General features: G+C 64.5%; 16 protein-coding genes. 6 read left to right on the forward strand and 10 right to left on the reverse strand.

What is annotated here, in order from left to right:
- Positions 1–7 precede the first annotated feature (7 nt).
- Together GGC65_RS08160 and GGC65_RS23310 are read right to left on the reverse strand one after the other, a co-directional pair.
- Positions 8–1327 carry a TonB-dependent receptor gene (locus tag GGC65_RS08160; RefSeq protein ID WP_225941085.1) on the reverse strand — a complete coding sequence of 440 codons (1320 nt, stop codon included), beginning with the start codon at positions 1325–1327 and terminating at the stop codon, positions 8–10.
- Complete coding sequence (locus GGC65_RS23310) at positions 1258–2268, reverse strand: TonB-dependent receptor (RefSeq protein ID WP_225940728.1); 1011 nt, start codon at positions 2266–2268, stop codon at positions 1258–1260. Before GGC65_RS23310 ends, GGC65_RS08160 begins: the two co-directional genes overlap by 70 nt.
- 276 nt (positions 2269–2544) lie before the next feature.
- On the opposite strand from GGC65_RS23310, the gene GGC65_RS08165 reads away from it, so the two are divergent.
- The 5 genes from GGC65_RS08165 to GGC65_RS08185 are packed head-to-tail and all read left to right on the forward strand — an operon-like array spanning position 2545 to position 7052.
- Entirely contained in the window at positions 2545–3297 is a 753-nt protein-coding gene (locus GGC65_RS08165) for an SDR family NAD(P)-dependent oxidoreductase (RefSeq protein ID WP_192646698.1), read from the forward strand.
- A gap of 19 nt (positions 3298–3316) precedes the next feature.
- Entirely contained in the window at positions 3317–4609 is a 1293-nt protein-coding gene (locus GGC65_RS08170) for an acyl-CoA dehydrogenase family protein (RefSeq protein ID WP_192646699.1), read from the forward strand.
- A 24-nt stretch (positions 4610–4633) separates the two neighbouring features.
- Positions 4634–5095 carry a nuclear transport factor 2 family protein gene (locus tag GGC65_RS08175; protein WP_192646700.1) on the forward strand — a complete coding sequence of 154 codons (462 nt, stop codon included), beginning with the start codon at positions 4634–4636 and terminating at the stop codon, positions 5093–5095.
- 8 nt (positions 5096–5103) lie between these two features.
- Positions 5104–5907: an alpha/beta fold hydrolase gene (locus tag GGC65_RS08180; protein ID WP_192646701.1), complete on the forward strand. Its 804-nt coding sequence runs from the start codon at positions 5104–5106 to the stop codon at positions 5905–5907.
- The gene (locus GGC65_RS08185) at positions 5907–7052 is read left to right on the forward strand and encodes a 12-oxophytodienoate reductase (RefSeq protein ID WP_192646702.1); all 1146 of its coding nucleotides are present in this window, start codon (positions 5907–5909) and stop codon (positions 7050–7052) included. Before GGC65_RS08180 ends, GGC65_RS08185 begins: the two co-directional genes overlap by 1 nt.
- 452 nt (positions 7053–7504) lie before the next feature.
- On the opposite strand, the gene GGC65_RS08190 is transcribed toward GGC65_RS08185, so the two are convergent.
- The 6 genes from GGC65_RS08190 to GGC65_RS08215 all read right to left on the reverse strand — a co-directional run bounded on the left by GGC65_RS08190 (position 7505) and on the right by GGC65_RS08215 (position 16076).
- A complete protein-coding gene (locus GGC65_RS08190) occupies positions 7505–8398 on the reverse strand; it encodes an SDR family NAD(P)-dependent oxidoreductase (RefSeq protein WP_318780139.1) in 894 nt (297 codons plus the stop codon).
- Positions 8399–8474: 76 nt separating this feature from the next.
- A complete protein-coding gene (locus GGC65_RS08195; RefSeq protein WP_318780140.1) occupies positions 8475–9155 on the reverse strand; it encodes a TetR/AcrR family transcriptional regulator in 681 nt (226 codons plus the stop codon).
- 58 nt (positions 9156–9213) lie between these two features.
- On the reverse strand, positions 9214–10800 hold the full coding sequence (locus GGC65_RS08200) for an AMP-binding protein (RefSeq protein WP_192646703.1): 1587 nt from the start codon (positions 10798–10800) through the stop codon (positions 9214–9216).
- Positions 10797–12425, reverse strand: a complete 1629-nt coding sequence (locus tag GGC65_RS08205) for a carboxylesterase/lipase family protein (RefSeq protein ID WP_192646704.1) — start codon at positions 12423–12425, stop codon at positions 10797–10799. Before GGC65_RS08205 ends, GGC65_RS08200 begins: the two co-directional genes overlap by 4 nt.
- The gene (locus GGC65_RS08210; protein ID WP_192646705.1) at positions 12422–13738 is read right to left on the reverse strand and encodes a spinster family MFS transporter; all 1317 of its coding nucleotides are present in this window, start codon (positions 13736–13738) and stop codon (positions 12422–12424) included. Before GGC65_RS08210 ends, GGC65_RS08205 begins: the two co-directional genes overlap by 4 nt.
- A gap of 4 nt (positions 13739–13742) precedes the next feature.
- Positions 13743–16076 (reverse strand): TonB-dependent receptor, encoded by a 2334-nt coding sequence (locus tag GGC65_RS08215; RefSeq protein WP_192646706.1) that lies wholly within the window; start codon positions 16074–16076, stop codon positions 13743–13745.
- A gap of 330 nt (positions 16077–16406) precedes the next feature.
- Here GGC65_RS08215 and GGC65_RS08220 point away from each other — a divergent pair, with 330 nt between their 5' ends.
- Positions 16407–18485, forward strand: a complete 2079-nt coding sequence (locus tag GGC65_RS08220; RefSeq protein WP_192646707.1) for a calcium-binding protein — start codon at positions 16407–16409, stop codon at positions 18483–18485.
- A 220-nt stretch (positions 18486–18705) separates the two neighbouring features.
- On the opposite strand, the gene GGC65_RS08225 is transcribed toward GGC65_RS08220, so the two are convergent.
- Together GGC65_RS08225 and GGC65_RS08230 are read right to left on the reverse strand one after the other, a co-directional pair.
- Complete coding sequence (locus tag GGC65_RS08225; RefSeq protein WP_192646708.1) at positions 18706–20205, reverse strand: SulP family inorganic anion transporter; 1500 nt, start codon at positions 20203–20205, stop codon at positions 18706–18708.
- A 5-nt stretch (positions 20206–20210) separates the two neighbouring features.
- A complete protein-coding gene (locus GGC65_RS08230; protein WP_192646709.1) occupies positions 20211–20906 on the reverse strand; it encodes a carbonic anhydrase in 696 nt (231 codons plus the stop codon).
- Between the last annotated feature and the right edge of the window lie 8 nt (positions 20907–20914).

Genomic DNA, 20914 nt, shown 5'->3' on the forward strand with positions numbered 1-20914 from the left:
GTCCCGCTCAGAAGGCCTGGGTCACGGCAACACCCCATGTCCGCCGGGGACGCGGCGCAGCATAGCTCCACACCCCCTGCACGTCATAGCCGATCGTCCAGCCCTTTTCGTTGGCCAGATTCTTGCCGAACAGGCTGACCGTCGTCTTGTTGAACCGGGCGTTGATCGACGCGTCGACCAGATACTGGCCGCTGTTGCGCAGGTTCGGGTTGTTGAGGAAGGTGATCTCGTGCCCGCCGACATAATGGACGTCGCCCGAAGCCCACGCCGAGGCGTTGCTGCCGATATCGGCCTCATAGGTTCCGCCGACGCTCCACGTCCATTTGGGCGCGCGGCGGATTTTCAGGAAGGACGCGTCGATCGGCGTCCCGGTCTGATATATGTCGCCCACGAAATCCTTATATTTCGCGTCGAGATATCCCAGGTTGCCGTTGAGCGTGAAGCCGTCGGCGACGCGCGCGGTGAGGTCGAGTTCGAACCCCTTGAGTTCCGCCGAAGCGGCATTGATCGTGCGGTTCTCGCGCCCGGTCGAGGTCCCCGGCGCGGGCACGTCGAGATCCTGCTGCATATCGTCATATTTCATCAGGAACGCCGCGCCGTTCAGGCGCACGCGCCCGTTCGCGAATTCTGTCTTGAAACCCGCCTCATAATTATCGAGAGTTTCAGGGTCATAAGGGATCGTCGCCGCGCCGATCGTCGACGGCCGCCCGTTGAATCCGCCGCCGCGATAGCCGCGCGACCAGAGCGCATAGATCATCGCCTCGTCGGTGATTTCATAACGCACTGAAACGCGCGGCGTGAATTTCGACCAGCTCTTGCGAACCGGGTCGGCCATCACAATCACACCGGGCGCCGATCCGGTTGGATTTTCTTCCACCGTCGTGCCGTAAAAGAAGATAGGCAGGTCGTTGACGATGCTCGACTTCTTGTCCTTGGTATAGCGCGCGCCGACCGTCAGCGTCAGCCGGTCGATAATCTCATAGTCGGCCTCGCCATAGATCGCCCACGACTTGTTCGTTTGCCGGACATCCTGCGCGCTGGTGAGCAGCGGCGGCCCGGCAAAGCCGATATAGTTTTTGAGGTTAATCGTATAGCGCGAGTCCCAGAGGTACCCGCCGAGCACAAAGGTCAGCGGCCCCGATCCGCCCTTGGTCAGGCGCAGTTCGTTCGTCGTCTGGCGCCAGCGCGCGGGCCGGTCGGTGTGATAGAGGGTCTGCGGTCCGGCGTCGAAATCCTGATTGATTTCTTCATCGGTCTTCAGCCAGCCGAAGATATAATCGACCTGCATGTCGGAACCCAGGTCATAGGTCGCCTTGGCGATCGCCATGTCGAGCTTGAACGTCGCATTCTTCTCGAGCCGGCCGTCGGATACGCTGACATAGCGATCCCCCGATGTCGGCACGCCCGGCGCGGGCGAGCATTGGCTATAGGCAACGCAGAACAGGTCGGTCGGCCGGTTGACCGCGAGCAGCTGCGGCGGATCCTGCTTCGTCTTCTGGTGGTCATAGCTGAGCTGGATGTCGAGATTGTCGGTCGGCTCGAACGCAACGCGCCGGATATGGCGTAGAATTTGGATCGCTGCCCGTCCTGGTTCTGGAAGCTGTTGAAAATATAACCGTCGGACTTCTCGTACGCGCCGCTGACCTTGACCGCGACATTGTCGGTCAGCCCGGTGCTGGCGACGCCTTCGACCTTCCAGCTGTCAAAGCGGCCATAGGTCAGACGCGCCTTGCCGGTGAGGTCGTAGGTCGGCCGCGAGCGCGCGAGGTTGATGACGCCGCCGGTGGCGTTGCGTCCGAACAGCGTGCCTTGCGGACCACGGAGCACTTCGACGCGGTCGATGTCGATCGCCTTCAGCAAGCTGCCCGAGCTCTGGCCGATATAGATATCGTCGAACACTACACCCACCGCGGGGTCGACCGATTTCTCGACGTCGGCGACGCCGATGCCGCGGATATAGACGGCAGCGACACCGCCGGGCCCCTGCTGCGTATCGTCGATGACGATGTTCGGCGACGAGTCGGCAAAGTCGCGCACGTCGGAATCGAAACGCCGGTCGAGCTCACCCGCGGACAAAGCGCTGATCGACGCAGGCACGTCCTGCATGCTTTCCTCGCGCTTGCGGGCGGTGACGACGATTTCTTCGAGTCCGCCCGAGGATGCCGCTGACGTCTCGGCGGCAGCCTGCTGCGCGCTGGCGACCGATGCCGGACACAAAATGACTGCTGCGGTGGCCAAAAGGCGCACGGATTTCACGCGATCGATCATGATCATTTCTCTCCCATCGACGGGCGCATTGGTCGCTCACGGTCGCTTGTGCGGTTCTCGTGAGTCACGCTCCGATCAAAGCATGCCTCACTTGCTTGTTATCGACAAGCAAATTTTATTCATTTGCATTTAACTCTCGGAAGTGAATGATTTATATAATTGATATAATGCCATATTTATGGTCAATTTAATCCTTGGAAATATTCTTGCTTGTTCTCATCTAGTAAGTGTGCAAGAAGATTCGCCAACGATAAACACCGAATGGGAGAGTGAAATATGGCAGACCGGCTGGCCGGTAAGTCGGCCTTGATCTCGGGCGGCGCGAGCGGCTTGGGCGAGGCTCAGGCGATCCTTTACGCCCGCGAAGGCGCGGCGGTGCTCATCGGCGATGTGCAAGCAGACAAAGGCCACGCGGTCGTCGCCGCGATCGAAAGCGAAGGCGGCAAGGCAGCCTTCATCCGCCTCGACGTATCCGACGCGAACAGCTGGTATGCAGCCGTCGCCGACGCCGTCGCCCGCTTCGGCAAGCTTACGACGCTGGTCAACAACGCCGGCATCTTCCATCCTGGCGGCATCGCCCAGGAAACCCAGCAAGGCTGGGACCGCATGATCGCGATCAACCAGACCGGCGTCTTCCTCGGCATGAAAGCGGCAACCCCTGCCCTGCTCGCCTCGGGCAATGCGGCGATCGTCAACGTCAGCTCGCTCTATGGCCTTATCGGCAGCCCGAACGCCATCTCCTACCACGCCTCGAAAGCCGCGGTGCGCGTGATGGGCAAGGCCGGCGCGCTCGAATTCGCGAAGCAGGGCATTCGGGTCAACACGATCTTCCCCGGACAGATCAAGACCCCGATCCTTGGCGACATCACCCCCGAACAGGACGCCGCGATCAAGGCGTCGATCCCGATGGGCATCGTCGGCGATCCGATGGATATCGCCTACGCCAGCCTCTACCTCGCCTCCGACGAGGCGAAATATGTGTCGGGGGCCGAACTCTGGGTCGACGGCGCATGGTACGCTGGACAATGAGCGAAAGGGCAGCCCGCTGATGGCCTGGGACTTTTCGACCGATCCCGAATTCGAGGCGCAGCTCGAATGGATGCGCGGCTTCGTCGCCGAGGAGATCGAGCCGCTCGACCTCGTCTTCCGCGACCCCGCGGCGCATGTCGACCCGCGCTCGCCCGCGGCGCGCGCGATGGCGCCGCTCAAGGAAGAGGTGAAGAAACGCGGCCTGTGGGCGTGCCATCTCGGCCCCGATCTCGGCGGCAAGGGCTTCGGCCAGCTCAAGCTCGGCCTCATGAACGAAATCCTCGGCCGCAGCCGCTTTGCGCCGACCGTCTTCGGGACGCAGGCGCCCGACACGGGCAACGCCGAAATCCTCGCGCGCTTCGGCACCGAAGAGCAGAAGGCGAAATATCTCCAGCCGCTGCTCGATGGCGAAATCGTCTCCTGTTACTCGATGACCGAGCCGCAGGCGGGCGCCGACCCCGGCGAGTTCACCTGTCAGGCGCGGCTCGATGGCGACGAATGGGTGATCAACGGCGAAAAATGGTTCGCGAGCCACGCCTGCATTGCCGAATTCTTGATTGTCATGGTCATCACCGATCCCGACGTCCCGGTGCACGAAGGCTCGACGATGCTCATCGTCCCGCCCTACGCGCCCGGGCTTGAATTCGTGCGCAACACCGCAGTCGGTCCGAAGGACGAGATCGGCAGCGGCGTCCACGGCTACCTTCGCTTCACCGATTGCCGCGTACCCGAAGCGAGCCGGCTCGGTCCCGTGGGCGCGGGCTTCAAGGTCGCGCAGTCGCGGCTCGGCGGCGGACGCATCCATCATGCGATGCGCACCGTGGGCATGCTGAACAAGGCGATGGACTATATGAAGGAGCGTGTCGTCAGCCGCGTCACCAAGGGCGAGCGGCTGGCCGACAAGCAGATGGTGCAGGAAAAGATCGCCGACAGCTACACGCAAATCCTGCAGTTCCGCCTGCACGTCCTCTATGCGGCCTGGCTGCTCGACCGCGACAAGAGCTACACCCGCCCCGTGCGGCGGGAGATCAGCGCGATCAAGGCGGCGATGCCGGACGTCCTTAAGGACGTCGTCTATCGCGCGCTTCATCTCCACGGCTCGCTCGGCATGTCGAACGAAACGCCGCTGATGGATATGTGGCAATATGTGCCCGAAATGGGGATCGTCGACGGACCGACCGAGGTTCACAAGATCGGCGTCGCCAAGGACATATTGCGCGACGTGCGCCCGGCCGAAGGCACGTTCCCCTCCTATCATGTCCCGACACGCCTCGCCGCCGCACGCGAAAAATTTGCCGCCTATCTCGACTGAAACGCCAAACCCCGGGAGCCCCGAATGACCGAAAACATCGAAGAGCGCCTCGACCGCGTCGAGAGCCGGTTCGCGATGCACGATCTCGTCAGCGACTATTGCCATGGTTTCGATAAGCGCGACTGGGACCGCTTCGCCGCGATCTGGTGGCCCGACGCGGTCTGGGACATCGGCCCGCCCTTCGGCAGCTTCGAAGGCAGCGACGGCATCGCGCATGTCACCAAGGACATCCTGTGGGACGCCTGGCTCGCGTCGAGCCACTATACCACCAACCTCGTCATCACCTTCGAAGGGCAGGACCGCGCGACCGGCGTGTGCGACGTCGATTGCATCGGCACCACCTCGGACGGACAGGCGCAGACCGTCGCGGCAAGCTATTTCGACATTTTCGAACGGCGTAGCGGCGTGTGGAAGATCGCACACCGCAAGGTGAAGATGTATCACTTCAACCCGCTGCCCGGCGTCACGCTGTCGCCGCCCGTATAGGAGCTTCTATGGCCTATCTCGACACCGACGACGGCGGCCGCGTCTATTACGAATATCACCGAGCCCCGAAACTGCCGGTCGTGCTCGTCCACGGCTGGGGCATGTCGGGCGACTATTGGGCATCGGCGGTCGAGGCGCTGCTCGCCGACGGTCATGCCGCGATCACCATCGACCACCGCGGCTGCGGCCGATCCGACCGCGATTTCGCCGACATGTCGATCGACGCGATCGCACGCGATGTCGCCGCGATCGTCGAGCGCAGCGGCGCGCTGCGCGTCGCGCTCAACGGCTGGTCGCTCGGCGGTGCGGTCGTCGTCGCGGCTGCTGGACTGCTCGGCGAGCGCGTCGCCGGGCTCGTCCTGACCTGCGGCGCATCGCCGCGTTATGTGCAGGGCGAGGGCTTTCCGCATGGCGGCACGGCAGAAGATGTATTGGGCATCGGCGCCGCGATCACCGCCGACCGCCCCGGCTTTTTCCGCGCGCTTGCCGAAGGCGCCTCGGGCGAAGGCGCGAGCGAGGCGACGATCGGCTGGGTCGAGCGCGGCTTCATCGCGACGGGCCCGCGCGCGAGCACTACCCTCGCCGGTCTCGCGACGCTCGATCAGCGCGATCTGCTCGCCTCCTTCGCCTTTCCGGTCCTGTCGATCGGCGGCGTCAGGGACACGATCGCCGACCCCGCGATTGCGGGCTTTGCCGCCAACTGCGCGAAAAACGGAACGCTGCTGACGATGGACACCGGGCACTCGCCGCAACTTGAGGCACCGACCGAATATAACGGCGCATTGCTCGCCTTCATAAGGACGCTCGCCTGATGACCACCGCGCCGCTCGACGATCTCGCCGCCCTGCTCGCGCCGCTGCATGCTCCTTTCACCTGCAAGTCGCTGAAGGCGCCGAACCGCTTCTGCATGGCGCCGATGTCGCGCTATTTTGCACCCGGCGGCGTGTTGACCGACGACGGCGCCGAATATTACCGCCGCCGCGCCGCAGCTGGGATCGGCACGATCATCACCGAGGGCACCGGCGTTGCCATCGACCACACCGTCGCCGCCGACACGGTGCCGATCTTCGCGGGTGACGAACCCCTCGCCGCGTGGAAGGGCGCGATCGACGCGGTGCATGCCGAGGGCGGCATGTTCGTTCCGCAACTATGGCACGTGGGCGGCTGCATCGATTTCAACTTTCCCGACTCCCCGCACGCAGAGCTGGTCAGCCCGTCGGGCTTTGCCGGACCGGACGTGCCGGGCGGCCGCGCGATGACCGACGAGGATATCGCCGACACGGTCGCCGCCTTTGCCGAATCGGCGCGGGCGGCCAAGCGGATCGGCTGCGACGCGATCGAGCTTCACGGCGCGCACGGCTATATTTTCGACCAATTCTTCTGGGACCGGACAAACCTGCGCAGCGATCGTTACGGCGGCCCCGACATCGCCGACCGCGCGACCTTCGCCGCCGAGGTCGTCGCCGCCTGCCGCGAAGCAGTGGGCGATGATTTCGCGATCATCATGCGCGTTTCGCAGTGGAAGACCTATGATTATGACGTTAAACTCGCACGCGACCCCGACGAGATGCACCGCTGGCTCGATCCGATGGTCCGCGCCGGGGTCGACATTTTCCACGCCTCGCAGCGACGCTTCTGGGAGCCTGAATATGAGGGCGACCGGAAAAATCTCGGCGGCTGGATCAAGGAGGTCACCGGCAAGCCGGTGATCACCGTCGGATCGATCGGCATGGACCGCGACCTGATGCAGGATTTCGTCGAGGGCATTTCTTCGCCGATGCTGGCTCGACTGGAGGACCTGGCCACGATGTTCGACCGCGGCGAGTTCGACCTCGTCGCGCTCGGCCGGGTGCTCCTCGCCGATCCCAACTGGCTGGAAAAGGTCGAACAGCGCCGCATCGACGAACTGACCGCCTACGACCGCGGAATTGCGCTCGCGCAATATGAGCATGATTGACGTCGGCGCCTGAATATCAATTCTGCAAGCGCTGCGCGTCATTACACGTGCTTCGCCGGCCCAAATCTCCAAGCCTATGAGTAGTGGCCCAATCCCGATCGCGCGGGCAGGTCCGTGCACTTGGCTGGCAGCGACCTCCCTTGGCCGGTTGCGGACGGTCGGCTTTCAGTCTGCGCGCGAAAAGCTGGCAGCCGCATATGACCCTTTTATCCGGCGCCACCATCTGTTCTTCTCGCGACGACTTCGCTTTGGCGGCGACAATGCGTTCCCCCGGCCGCTTTAAACGGCACCCGGAGCGCCGGCAATGGTTCCGGCAAGCGTGCGTGGCTGCTGTATCGGAAGGTTATGTCTTCCATTCAGCGCGATAAACCGCGACGACGGATTGCGCTTCTCGATCGGTTCCAGATCGGCTCGCCGGTCCTTGGAAAGCCCGCCATCGGCCCAGATCCGGATCAGCGTTTCAAACCATCCGCCGAGCTGGCGACCTCGCGTTCGGCCTGCACAAAGCCATATGCCGGAACGACCGCGCCGTCCCGCGCAACGACGTTCGGCCACCACGTCATGAGACGGTTACCGGCATCGGGATCGCTCCCGATGAACGCGCCGCGCGACAATGTGATCTCGGCGCTCGCGAAATGCCCGGCGCCTCCGCAAAGGATGGCGCGCGTCGGGGCAGCGTCGCCGGCAAGAGACAGCAATCCCGGGCTGACGAGCGCCGGATCGAGCGCCGCAAGGCTCTGCTCGGACAAGACCCCATGCGTCATCTGCGTCGCGGCGGTGGGCGCGAGGCTGTTGACGCGGATGCCATATTTCTCGCCCTCGATCGCCAGCGTCTGCATCAGCCCGACGAGCGCCATCTTGGCGGCGCCGTAATTCGCCTGCCCGAAATTGCCCCAGAGCCCCGACGAAGAGGTCGTCATGACGATGCGGCCATATTGCTGCGCGCGCATCACCTCCCATACCGCCTTGCAACAGATCGCGGCACCCATCAGGTGGACGTCGACGACCAAACGGAAATCGTCGATACTCATCTTGGCGAAGCTCTTGTCGCGCAGGATGCCCGCGTTGTTGACGAGGATGTCGATGCGTCCCCACGCATCGATCGTATCACGAACCATCGCCGCGACCGCGGCCTCGTCGGTCACCGAAGCCGCGATCGCCAACGCCTCTCCGCCATTCGCGACGATCTCCGACGCGACCTGCTCGGCAGCAGGCAGCGCGAGGTCGTTCACCACGACGCGTGCGCCCTGCCTTGCGAGGTAGAGCGCATGGGCGCGGCCCAATCCGCCGCCGGCGCCAGTGACGATCGCTACGCGGTCCCGCAACGGCAGAATCTCTTGTTCCACAATAATCTCCATTCACTCTCTAGTGAGTTAATATATTGAACGGGCAAAAGACAAGCGGGCGAGCCGGCCCTTCCGTCTAAGCCTTGTTGTTGCAGATTTGCCGGAAACCCGCCGCCATGAAGGCGGCCATGCGTGCCTTGATGGCTTCGAAATCCTCGGACTTGCAGACGCCGCCCGACAGCTTGTCGATGCGTCCGGTGCGTGCGAGCGTGACCATCAGCGCGCCGGTGACGAAATGATAGCCCCAGAAGATATCCTCTTCGGCGCAATCGGGCATCGCTTTCTTCAGCAGCTCGATCAGGCGAAGAACCACCGGATCGAAATGGCTGTCCATCAGCTCGGCGCCCCATTCGGGGGTGTTCGCGACCTGCGCCCCGAGCGCACCGTAATTTTTCCAGCCGTCGCCGCCGTGGATATAGAGATCGAGGTCGGTGTCAAGGAAGGCGTGGAGCGCTCCCTCGATCGTCGGCTTGCCGCCGCTCGCGCGATCATATTCGTCGAGCGCCTGCATCCGCTTGGTGCTCGTCACCACCGCGCGGCGCGCGAAGACGGCGTCGAACAGCTTCTTCTTGTCCTCGAAATAATAGTTGAGCAGCGTGTGGTGGACTCCCACGCGCTTTGCGACATCCTTCAGCGTCACACCGTGCAGGCCGTGCCGCGAAAACAGCAGTTCGGCCTCGTCGAGGATCTGCTCCATCGTCTCGGCGCGCTGTTCGGCCTTGGTCGATCGCCGACGCGTTTTCGCCTCTTCTGCCACTCTTCCGACTTTCAATAACTGTTCCGTCGCCGCCCCTGCCGCAACGTCCCCTTGCCGATCAACCCGCGCCATGATCGTTCCGCAAGCGAATCTTATCGATTTTTCCAGTCGGCGCCAGCGGCATCGCGGCTAGGCGTACGACGGCGTCGGGGATCCACCAAGGCGCCACACGGCCCGCAAGCGGCGCGAGCAGATCGGCGTCGCTGATGTCGACATCCGCGCCAAGTTCGACGAGCAGCACCGGCCGCTCGCCCCATTTGGGATCTTCGCGGCCGATCACGGCGGCGAGCGATACCTGCGGCAGCGCGCCGACGACGGCCTCAATCTCGGCGGGGTTGATCCATTCGCCGCCCGACTTGATCAGATCCTTGGCGCGGCCGGTGATCGACAGGTTCCCGCGCGCATCGATCCGGGCGAGATCGCCGGTCGCGAACCAGCCGTCGGCATCCGTGGCGGACTCCGCTTGCCCGAGATAGCGTTCGACCACTGCCGATCCGCGGACACGCAAATGCCCCTCGACCCCGCGCTGCTCCGGCAACGCGATACCGGCCGCGTCGGTGAGCAGCAGGTCGACGCCGATCGCGGGCCGCCCCGACACCGACGCGGTGCGAAGCGGGTCGTCGGGCGGCGCGATTGTACCGAGCGGCGACAATTCGGTCATGCCCCAGCTCGTCTGGACGGTGACGCCAAGGCGTCGCTCGATACGCTCCATCAGTGCGGGCGGCATCGGCGCACCCCCGACGATGATGCGCCTCAGCGACGGCAGGTCGCCGCCGGTCGCCTCGAGATGCTCGACGACGCCGAGCCACACCGTCGGAACCCCGACGCCGACCGTCACGCCCTCGGCCGCGATCAGTCGCGCAAGGCTTGCGCCGTCGGCCTGACGCCCGGGAAGTACTAGCTTGCCGCCGACCGCAGGCAGCGCGAACGGCAGCCCCCAGGCGTTGGCGTGGAACATCGGCACCACCGCGAGCACCGCATCTCGGTGCGTGAAGGCCATGACGTCGGCCTGCAACGCGCGCAGCGTGTGGAGGAAGCTTGCGCGGTGCGTGTAGGTTACGCCCTTTGGCGCTCCCGTCGTCCCCGAGGTAAAGCATAGCCCAGCAGGCGAACGTTCGTCGAAGCCGCCCCATTGCGTCCCGCCCGACGCGTCCGCCATCAGACCCTCAAGTTCGTGGAGCGGCGGCGCGGCGGCGGGCCAATCCCCGGCGTGGCCGTCGATCACCAGCACCTGCGCGATCGCGGGAGCTCGCTCGACGATCGACCGCGCGAGCGGCAGCAGATCGGCGCCGACGATCAGCAGCTTGGCGCCCGACTGCACCGCCATCGCGGCGAGCTGCGGCGCGGTGAGGCGCGGATTGAGCGTATGACAGACCGCGCCGATGCCCATCGTCGCATACCAGGCCTCGACATGCGCCTGGCTGTTCCATGCCAGCGTCGCGACGCGGTCACCCTCGCCCACCCCGAAGCCGGCGAGCAGCGACGAGATCGCGAGGCTGCGGTCGCGGAGCATCGCATAGCCGATCCGGCCAACGCTTCCGTCCTCGCGCGCGGTGACGACCTCGGCCTCGCCATGCCAGCGCGCGGCATGATCGAGGAATTTGTCGAGGGTCAGCGGGTAATCCTGCATCATACCGTGAATCATGGACAGTTCGCGTCCTTCGCGAGGACCGGCGAAACGATGCCGGTGTTCCAGTTCCACGGTTGGTTACCCGCCGCACGGCGCCGACAGACCGCGGCTTCGTGCAGCGCGTACATGGCGGGCATCAGCCGCGCACCGGGACGCGGCACGTCGGCGAAGGCCATGAAGGCGGCGTCCTTGCCATAGGGGCGCCATGCCGCCTGCCCTGCCGCCTCGGGCTTGCCGGTCTTCGCGAAGGAGACCCAATAATCGCCCATCGCGGTCGCGAAACGGCGCTCGGCCACCGTGTCGGGGATTTTGGGCCAATAAGGCGGAGTATCACTCGCGGTGCCGAACACGAACGGGATTTCGGCGGCATGAAAGCCGTGCAGCCCGGCTTCGCTCGCCGTGCGATAGCCATGATCGAAGAGGTAGAGATAGGCGGGCTGGCCGAGCGCGGTTTGCTTGATCGCGAGCCGTTCGGAGGTCCAGCCATAGAGCGCGTCGCGCGGGGTCGCGAGGATCGTCTCGGCAAGATTCTTTGCAGGATAGAGCTTGAGCCAGGCATCGGCGAGGTCGCCATAGCGTTCGCGGATCGACGTCTCATAGGCGGCGGCATTGGCGGGAACCGGCGGCGCAAGGATACGCAGCGAACGGATTTCGCCAATATTGAATCCGGCGATCATCGGCACGGGCGCCTGCTCACCGCGGTCGAAGATGTCGACGAGCTGGTCGGGCAGGACCTTGCCGTCGACGGTACCCCACGGGAAATAGCCGACCTTGGCCGCACCGTCGGTCAACTGGGCCGGATCGACCTTGCGCAGCGCGGCGATGTCGGCTGCGCCGAGCGCGGCGGCAACTTTCTCGCCCGTCGCTTCGGCGGCGGGTTCGCCGTGGCGAACCTCCTTCAGCGAGGGGGTCGAGATCATATAGGCGCTCTGCGCGATCGCCTTGTGGAACAGGCCGCGCGCCTTTGGCGACGCCATCAGATACATCACGCTGAGCGCACCCGCGGACTCACCCGCGATGGTGACATTCGCCGCATCACCGCCGAATGCGCCGATATTGGCCTTCACCCATTCGAGCGCGGCGATCTGGTCGAGCAGGCCGTAATTGCCCGACACCCCGTCAGGCGATTCCGCGCTGAGCCCCGGATGCGCCATGTAACCGAGGACTCCGAGGCGGTAGTTGATCGATACAACAATGGCACCGCGCGCTGCCAGCTTGGCACCGTCGTACATGCCTTCGTGACTGTAGCCTGTGGCGAGCGCACCACCGTGAATCCACACGATCACCGGTGCGCCCGTCGCGTTTTCGGGCGCCCAGATATTGAGCGTCAGGCAATCCTCGGAAATCTTCGCGGGCGGATTGGCGTAGATGTGCACCGCGGCGGGACGCGGCTGGATGCAGGCGGCGCCGAAGCTCTGCGCCTTGCGCACGCCCTGCCATGCCGGCAGCGGCAGCGGGGCTTTCCAGCGCAGCGGCCCGACCGGCGGCTGCGCGAAAGGAATGCCCTTGAACTCGCGGATTTTGCCGACGGTCTTACCCTCGACCGTGCCCGCGGGTGCTTCGACCATCGGACTTGCTGCGACGGCGGGCGCCGCCATCAGAAGCCCGGCCGCCGATAATGCGCCATATAGTTTCTTCATGCCGTCAACTCCTGCCGGCCATCCTCTCGGCGCAGCCGCCGTGCGAGCCAGAGGAAGAGCCCGATCGCGATCAGATAAAAGGGCGTCAGCGTGTAGAGCGCCGTTTGCAGCCCGTGGAGGTCGCCCTGCGCCTTGAACCAGTCGCTGGCGAAACCGACCCATGTCGGCCCCAGACCCAATCCGATGAAATTCATGATCAGCAGCAGCAAGGCACCCGCGAGCACGCGCTGGTTCGGCTTCACTTCCTCCTGAACCAACGCAACCGAGGCCGAGAGGTAGAAATAGTTGAAGATCATCACGACGGTGAGCAGCGCCAGCGCGAGCGGCCAGCCCGGCGCCCAGACGAAAGCGACGTAAAAGGGCATCGCGACCACCAGTGAGAGCGCGGGCGCGATCGCATAGCCGGCGCGCGATTTACGGACCATGTGGTCGATCACGCGGCCCGAGACAATCATCCCGCCGCCCATGCCGATCAGCAGCACCAGCGCGTACCAGATCGCGACGTCGCCCAGTTCCATACCCTTTTCGCGCATCAGGAACAGCACCGCGAAATTGCCGAGGCCGTAAGTGACGAACTGCGTCGCGCCGCTGCCCAGCGCCGCGAGCATCAGGATCGGATGCGAGAGGAACATACGAACTGTCGGCCAGAAAGCCGCCTTGTCCTCGGCGTTTACGCGCGAAGCGGCGACATCGGTCGCGCCGCGCTTCGGCTCGCGGACCGTCAGCCAGACGGCCAGCGCGGTGACGATCCCGATCGCGCCCACCGCTATGAAGGGAATGCGCCAACCGAAACGCTCGGCGATCGCCGCGCCGAACGCCACGCCGGCCGCCGCGCCGATCGCCGGGCCCAAGTTGAAGATGCCGAGCGCCGCGGCGCGTTTGCCGGGCGGATAGGTGTCGGTGATGATCGCATAGGAGGGCGGCACGCCCCCCGCTTCGCCGAAGCCGACGACCATCCGCGCAACGACCAGTTGCATGTAGTTGGCAGCCATGCCGCACGCGACAGTCGCCCCGCTCCAGATCGCGCAGGCGGCGGAAAGGACGCCGACGCGGCTGGTGCGGTCGGCGAACCAGCCGACCGGGATCGCAATGAAGCAATAGAACATCGCGAAATACAGCCCGCTGATCAGCCCGAGCTGGCCGTCGCTGATCTGGAGCGCATCCTGGATCGGCTTGGCAAGGATCGACAGCAGCTGTCGGTCGAGGAAGTTCAGCACATAGACGAAGCAGAGCATTCCCAGCACGAAGGTCGGATTGCTCCCCGGCCGCGTGGACGCTGCGGCCGGGGAGAGGGAGGCTTCTGCGCTTGCCATCGCTTTAGAGCCCGTAACCGAGGCGGATGCCGAAGGTGCGCGGACGCATCGTCCCGAAGCGGCTGTTCAGGAAGGCCTCGGGGTGGATGTAGGTAATCGAATGGTCGTCGAAGAGATTTTCGACATAGAGCTGCGCCGAAATATCGCCCTTCTTCAAACCGAAACTGAGGTTCACATTGCTGTAGGCGTCGGTCTTGCCGAACGTCGCGAGCGGCACGTTCGGGGCGCCCGGGGTGTTCGGGAAGCTGCTGTTATACGCGCCGATATGCTGCGCGTTGACCGCCAGCATCGCGTCGACGTCGGTAGCAAGCTTGAAGCTGTACGACATATAGGCCGATCCCTGGATCCGCGGCGCCGACAGCCGGTGCCCGAGCACCGCGCCAGAAATCGCCGCCTCTTCGGGCGACAGCTTGGTGATCTTGCTATCGTTATACGCGCCGTTGAAACCGATCGCCCACCCCGTCGCGGGAATCACCCCGACCTCGAACTCGAAGCCCTTGCTGCGCGCGGCGCCGATGTTGGTCGCGAACTGGACCGAGTCCGACACGCGGTTCGCCTGCGCCTGGATATTGCTCCAGTCGATCTGGTAGAAGGCGACATTCATGCTGACGCGTCCACCCAGCCAGCGGCCCTTCGCACCGATTTCATAGCTTTTGAGGTTATCCGAATCCGCGCCGAAGGGAATGACGATGTCATTGGGATCGACAACGCTCGCCCGGCCCGCAAAGGCGTTGACGATCGGCGCGCGAAAGCCCGTCGAGAAGGTCGCATAGGTGGTGACGCTCTCGCTCGGCTTGAACGTCGCACTCGCTTTCCACGACGGCTTCGACCCCTTCGCCTTGATGCCTTCGACCGCGGCATAGGGCGTGAACGTCGTGAAATTGACCGGAAGATACGCGCCCGTCGGCCCTTTCAGGCCGGCCAGCGCCGCCTGAAGATAGTTCAGATTGAAGAAGCCCGGCGCGGTCGCAAGATAACCGCCTTCCTCGGTAAAGCCCTGCGCCGACGTCTCGCCATAACGCAGGCCGCCCGTCAGCCAGAAATTGTCCGAGAAGCGATAGGTCAGCTCGCCAAAGCCGGCGAGTTCCTTGCTGAGCGAATGGGTATATTGCTTCTGATAATATTGGTCGGGCAGCCCCGTCATGTTGCGCGACGCGAGAAATGCGGGGTTCGACCGATAGAAATAATCGACGTCGCGGCGGCGATCGAGATAGAAGCCGCCGACGACGAACTGGAACGGCCCGTCGAGCGTCGACGCGAGGCGCGTTTCCTGCACGAAGACCTTGTCATAGCCATCGGCGTCGAGCCCGAAGGCGATCGGCGCGCCGGCGAAGGAGCCGGGCTGGAAGGTGCCCGCGAGATCGACGTAGAAGCGCTGGTCGAAATCCGAATAGGTCGACGAACTGGTCAGCTTCGCGAAATCGAATTCATAGTCGATCGTCGCGTTGGCGATCAGCTGCTTGCCGGTGAAGCGGTCAGGCTGGTCGGAGACGCGCTTGTTGCGCCCGAGCGACGGGCTGGTCAGCGACGAGTCCTTGGGATTGCTATATTCGTATGAGCCGAGCAGCTTGATCGACAGGCGGTCGGTCGGGCGCCACAGCAGGGTCGCGCGGCCGCCATAATCGATCAGCGTGTTCGAATTTTTGACCCCGGTCCCGACATTGTCGAGATAGCCTTCTTCATCGCGGTAAAAACCGACGACGCGCAGCGCGAGCTTGTCCTCGACCAGCGGCACATTGACCATCGCATTATAGCGCTGACGGATCGAATCCGATCCGGTTAGCCCGATATCGACGAGCGCCGAAACGTCGAAATCATTGAGGTCGGGAGTTTTCTGGAGGATGCGCATCGCGCCCGACAGCGAGCCCGAACCGAAGAGCGTGCCCTGCGGTCCGCGCAGGAATTCGACGCGCTCGACGTCGAACAAATTGGGGTCGACGACGGTGGTGTTGCCGATCGTCGAGACGGGAAGCTCGTCGATGTAGATCGCGACCGAGCTTTGCAGGTTCGCGTTGTAGCCGTTCGTCGCAATGCCGCGCGCGGTGAAATTGTTGAAGTTGGCGGTCGGCTTGTTGAGCACGACGCCCGGCGTCTCGCGCCCGATGCCTTCGTAACCGACGATGCCCTTTTCGGTCAGCTCTTCCTGCGAGAAGGCCGAGATGCTGATCGGTACGTCCTGGATGCGTTCGGCACGCCGCGTTGCGGTGACGATGATGTCGTTGCCGCCTTGTGCTTCATCGGCCTGCGGTGCGGTATCGGCGGCATCCTGTGCGGCGGCGCCCGCCGGGATTGCGAAAAGCGCGCCCGCGCATACGGACGCAAACAGCTGAACCCTCATCTTGCCCTCTCCCATTCATCGCCGCTCGATCGTCGGCATGCCCTGTTAGTGACAGCGCGTGGATCAAGAGTCAATATTCACTCTCTTGCGTGTGAATGAAATGCGATGACGCCGGATGATGGGCTATGGCGGTGATGGGGCGGCAATAGAAACAAGATTGGCGGAAGAGCTTGCGCTACCTCAACCGCGAGGGCGAAGCGGCATCCTCTCCCGCGCGCGCCATCGCGCAAAAGGGGCGTGCGGGCTCAAACGTCCCGGCGCCGCGGTGCGCGGCAACCGCTCCCCCGCTATGGAACATCTCCGCCCACCCGCAGATGAGGGAGCACGTATATGGCCGTCAGGATCGGTACCGAGTTTCTCGTCAACACGCTCCACACATATGGCGAGCAAGGTCAGGCCGATATAGCGGGCACCGCCGATGGCGATTTTGTTGTTACCTGGCGCAGTCAGGTGCGCGGCGACGAGCTGCCTCGATCCTATTCGGACATCCACGCCCGCGCGTTCGGCACCGGCCGGGCGATCGGCGACGAGTTCCGCGTGAACACCATCACCGACGATGCGCAGGTCAGCCCGGCGGTCACCGCCCGTGCCGACGGAAGCTTCGCGATCGTCTATAGCAGCGGCGAGGAGAATCATCTTCCCGGCACTTCGGTCAATACGCGGATCATCGGTGCCGACGGCGTCCCGATCGGCGCCGAGCTGCTCACCGACTATGACTATTATCACCAAAACCCGCGGATCGCGGCGTTCGCCGATGGCCGCACGGTGACGGTGTGGAGCGGTGAGGATCAGGGCGAGGGCGAGATCCGCGCCGCCGACGGGACGGTGCTTTCGAGCTTCGTGTTCGGCTGGGACGGGCGCGTGAAGCCCAAGGGATTGGCGACGCTGGCCGATGGCGCGTTCGCACTGCTCTGGTATGGTCAACGCGACGAAGCCGACGCGCAGGACGGCGGGCTGCCTGCTTTTTACGGCCAGATCCGCGCGGCGGACGGCAGCGCAGGCGCGACCTTCGAGATCGGTGCGGCGCCGGGCGAGGACCCGAGGCCCTCGATCGTCCAGCTTTCCAACGGCAACATCGTCGTGGTGTGGCAGGACGACGCCATTGATACGGATCCGGCGGCCGACCCCGACGGCACCGACGTGAAGGCGCGGATCTTCTCGCCCACGGGCGTGCCGCTGGGCGAGGCCTTCACGATCAACACGCTCGCCGCGGGCGACCAGCGCGACGCCGATGTCGCCGCGCTTGCCGACGGGCGTTTCGTCGTCACCTGGCGCGACGCCAACGGCGAACCCGGCGAACCGAATGCGGGCGCCTCGATCCGCGCCGCGGTGTTCGGAAGCGACGGCCAGCGGTTGGGCGACGAATTCCAGGTCAACACCGCCGCGCTCTACGATCAGGACCACCCCCGCGTCGCCTGGCTCGGCGCGGATCGCTTCGCGATCAGTTGGACCGACGGCAGCGGCGACGACCTCGACATCATGGATGGCGGGATCAAGGTACAGATTTTCGCAGTCGACGCCCCTGCCCCCAATGCCATCGGCGGCACAAGCGCAGCGGATAGGCTGACTGGGACCTTCGCCAACGACACGATCAGTGGCGGCAACGGCGGCGATACGCTGTTCGGCGGCGCAGGCGAGGACCGGCTGCTCGGCGAGAAGGGCGAGGACAAGCTCTACGGCGGGCTGCACGACGATCAACTCGTCGGCGGCTGGCAGAGCGATGAGCTCTATGGCGAACTCGGGCGCGACACGCTCTATGGCGATCTCCTTGCGATCGGCAGCGGCAGCCGAGGCGGCAACGACCGGCTCTACGGCGGCGACGGCGCCGACATACTCTACGGCGACGCACGGAGCATCGCGGCGGGTGGCCAAGGCGGCAGGGATGCGCTGAAAGGCGGCAGCGGCGACGACCGCCTCTACGGCGATGGCGAAACGGGTGCGGGCGTGGCGACGGGCGGCGGCGCGGACACGCTCGACGGCGGCGCGGGCAACGATCAGCTCTGGGGCGGCGGCGGCGACGATCGCTTCATCTTCAACGGACTGTCCGGCAGCGACATCATCTGGGATTTCGGTCAGTCACCGGGCGACAACGACGTGATCGACCTGCGCGGCACCGAGGCCGGCGATCCCACGAACGGCCAGCTTCAGGTCTATTATGTGGATGGCAATGCAATCCTTGAGTTCAACGGCGGGCGCATCACGGTGATGGGCGTGACGCATCTGGACGATTCAGACGTACTGGTCACCTATCGCAACGGCGGACAATCCCCGTTCGAAAGCCAAGCCCCTGATCCACGTGTTGCGTTGATGGTTCAGGCAATCGCAGCGTTTGGCGCGCCCGGTGCGATCGAAACGCGCATGAGCCGCAGCGCGGAAGGATCGCGGCCCATCGACTATTTCGCGGGATAGGAATGCGCCTATAGGAAAGAAAAACCGGCAAGCGGACGGTCACTTGGCTGCGGCCGCCATTGGCATAGCTGGCGCGATACCCACTATAGTCGCCGGCTGCCGGACCACCGCAAAGGGCAGCGAGCTTCAGGACGAAGGTCGACTGTCGAGGCGGAAAACCAAGCCCGCAGCCGCAGGCTTGGCCTTCCGCACACACGACGCATTTATCGTGAGAGCTCCTTCAGTGTGCCAGTAGCGTGGCAAGTCGTCCGTGCGCACCGTGGATCTCGACCTCGCCGCCCCGCGACCTGCGACGCTGCCACCATTCGGAAAGCAATTCGGCGCAGCTATGATCGATCGATCGCAGACCGGATAGATTCATCCGGACGCTTCGGTCGGCGGGCAGCGCGTCGAGCGCGGACGACAGCTTGGGCAACGAGACAAAACTCGCGACACCCGCCAGCCGCAGCTCGTGGCCATGATCATGCTCGGTTTGATCGACGTCGAGCTTCAGTCGCCGCATATTGGGGATGATCTCGATCAGCGACAAAGCGAGGCCGACAAGGACACCGGTCAACAAATCCGTCGCAACAACCATGACGAGCGTCGCGGCCCAGATGACCGCCGGCAACGGGCCATGCGATTTCAAGAGATGACGCACATGGCGCAGGCTGACCAGCTTCCAGCCGGTAACGACAAGGATACCCCCCAGCGCCGCCATCGGGATCTGGCGCAGAAGCCACGGCATTGCCGCGACCAGCGCGAGGATCCAGATGCCGTGCAGCACCGCCGACATGCGCGTCACCGCTCCCGCCTGGACGTTCGCCGAACTGCGGACGATTACGCCCGTCATCGGCAACGCGCCCGCCGCGCCGCACAGGAAGTTGCCGACGCCCTGCGCCCGCAGCTCCTTGTTATAGTCGGTGCGCACGCCATCGTGCATCCGGTCGACCGCCGCTGCCGACAGCAATGTTTCCGCGCTGGCGATGAAGGCAATCGCGATCGCCGTGACCATCAGGGTCGGCGTCAGCATGGCGCCGAGCCCCGCCATCGTCGGCGGCGCGATTGCGGCGGTGATCGATTCAGGCACATCGACGCGCGCGACGTTAAGACCGGCGAACGACGCGATTAGCGTGGCGAGCACGACACCGATCAATGCGCCGGGCAACAGCCGAAGCGCGGCGGGACGGAGCTTGTCCCACAAAAGGGTACAACCGATAGCGACCATACCGATGAACAGCGCGGGAACCGCCGGTCCGTCGAGGCCGAGGACACGCCCGGGAATTGCGACCAGATTTTCCAGCCCGCTGGCAAGCGGCCGGGCATCGAACAGCACATGGAATTGGCCGACGACGATCAGTACGCCGATCCCGGCCAGCATCCCGTGAACGACAGCCGGCGAGATGGCGCGAAACCAGCCACCAAGTTTCATCACGCCGGCGAGGAACTGGATCAGGCCGGCGACGACGAGGATCGGCCCGAGCGCGGCAAGGCCATGCTGCTGGACGATTTCGAAGACGATGACCGCCAGACCCGCTGCGGGCCCGCTGACCTGTAGCGGCGATCCCGCGAGCAGGCCGACGACGACCCCCCCGATGATGCCAGTGATAAGGCCCTTTTCGGGCGGCACGCCCGACGCGATCGCGATGCCCATGCACAGCGGCATCGCGACGAGGAAGACGACGACCGACGCGGTTATGTCGCGCGCAAGCCAGTTCGAAGGCAAGGCCGAAGCGGTCATCGACGTCACTCTGCGGCGACCAGCGGCTGCACGTCGGCGGCGCGGCGCGGCCCGGCAGCAAGCGCGACGGGCAAGGGACGATCGTCGCGCATGGGCACGAAGCGGCCGGTGGTTCCGTCAAGGCCGAGCACGGCACCGGCGTGGATGTCGACGAACCAGCCATGCAGCGAGATCTCGCCGCGTGCGATGCCCAAGGCGACCGAAGGGTGGGTCCGCAGGTGCGCGATCTGGGCCACGATGTTTTCCATCGCGACAATCCGCACGCGCTGATGGTCTTCGGCTTCGGGATATCCGTCAGCGGCGACGCGCTGCGCGGCATGCGAATGCCGCAGCCAGGCAGCAACATTCGGCATGGTGTCGAGGCTTTCGGGATGCACCAGCGCTTTCATCGCGCCGCAATCCGAGTGACCGCAGACGATGATGTCGCGCACGCCGAGCGCGAGCACCGCATATTCGACCGTCGACGAAACACCGCCATTGGCGGTCGCAAAGGGCGGCACGATATTGCCCGCGTTGCGGCAGACGAACAGGTCGCCCGGCTGCGCCTGCATGATATGTTCGGGCACCACGCGCGAATCCGCGCAGGAAATCATCAGCGCCTTGGGGCTCTGCCCGTCGCTGGCGAGCTTCGAATAAAGATCGAGATTGCTGGGGAAAACCTGCTTTTCAAAATGGAAGACGCGTCCGATCAGCTCGTTCATTCCGATAC

The sequence above is a fragment of the Sphingopyxis sp. OAS728 genome (assembly GCF_014873485.1).
Lineage (GTDB): Bacteria > Pseudomonadota > Alphaproteobacteria > Sphingomonadales > Sphingomonadaceae > Sphingopyxis.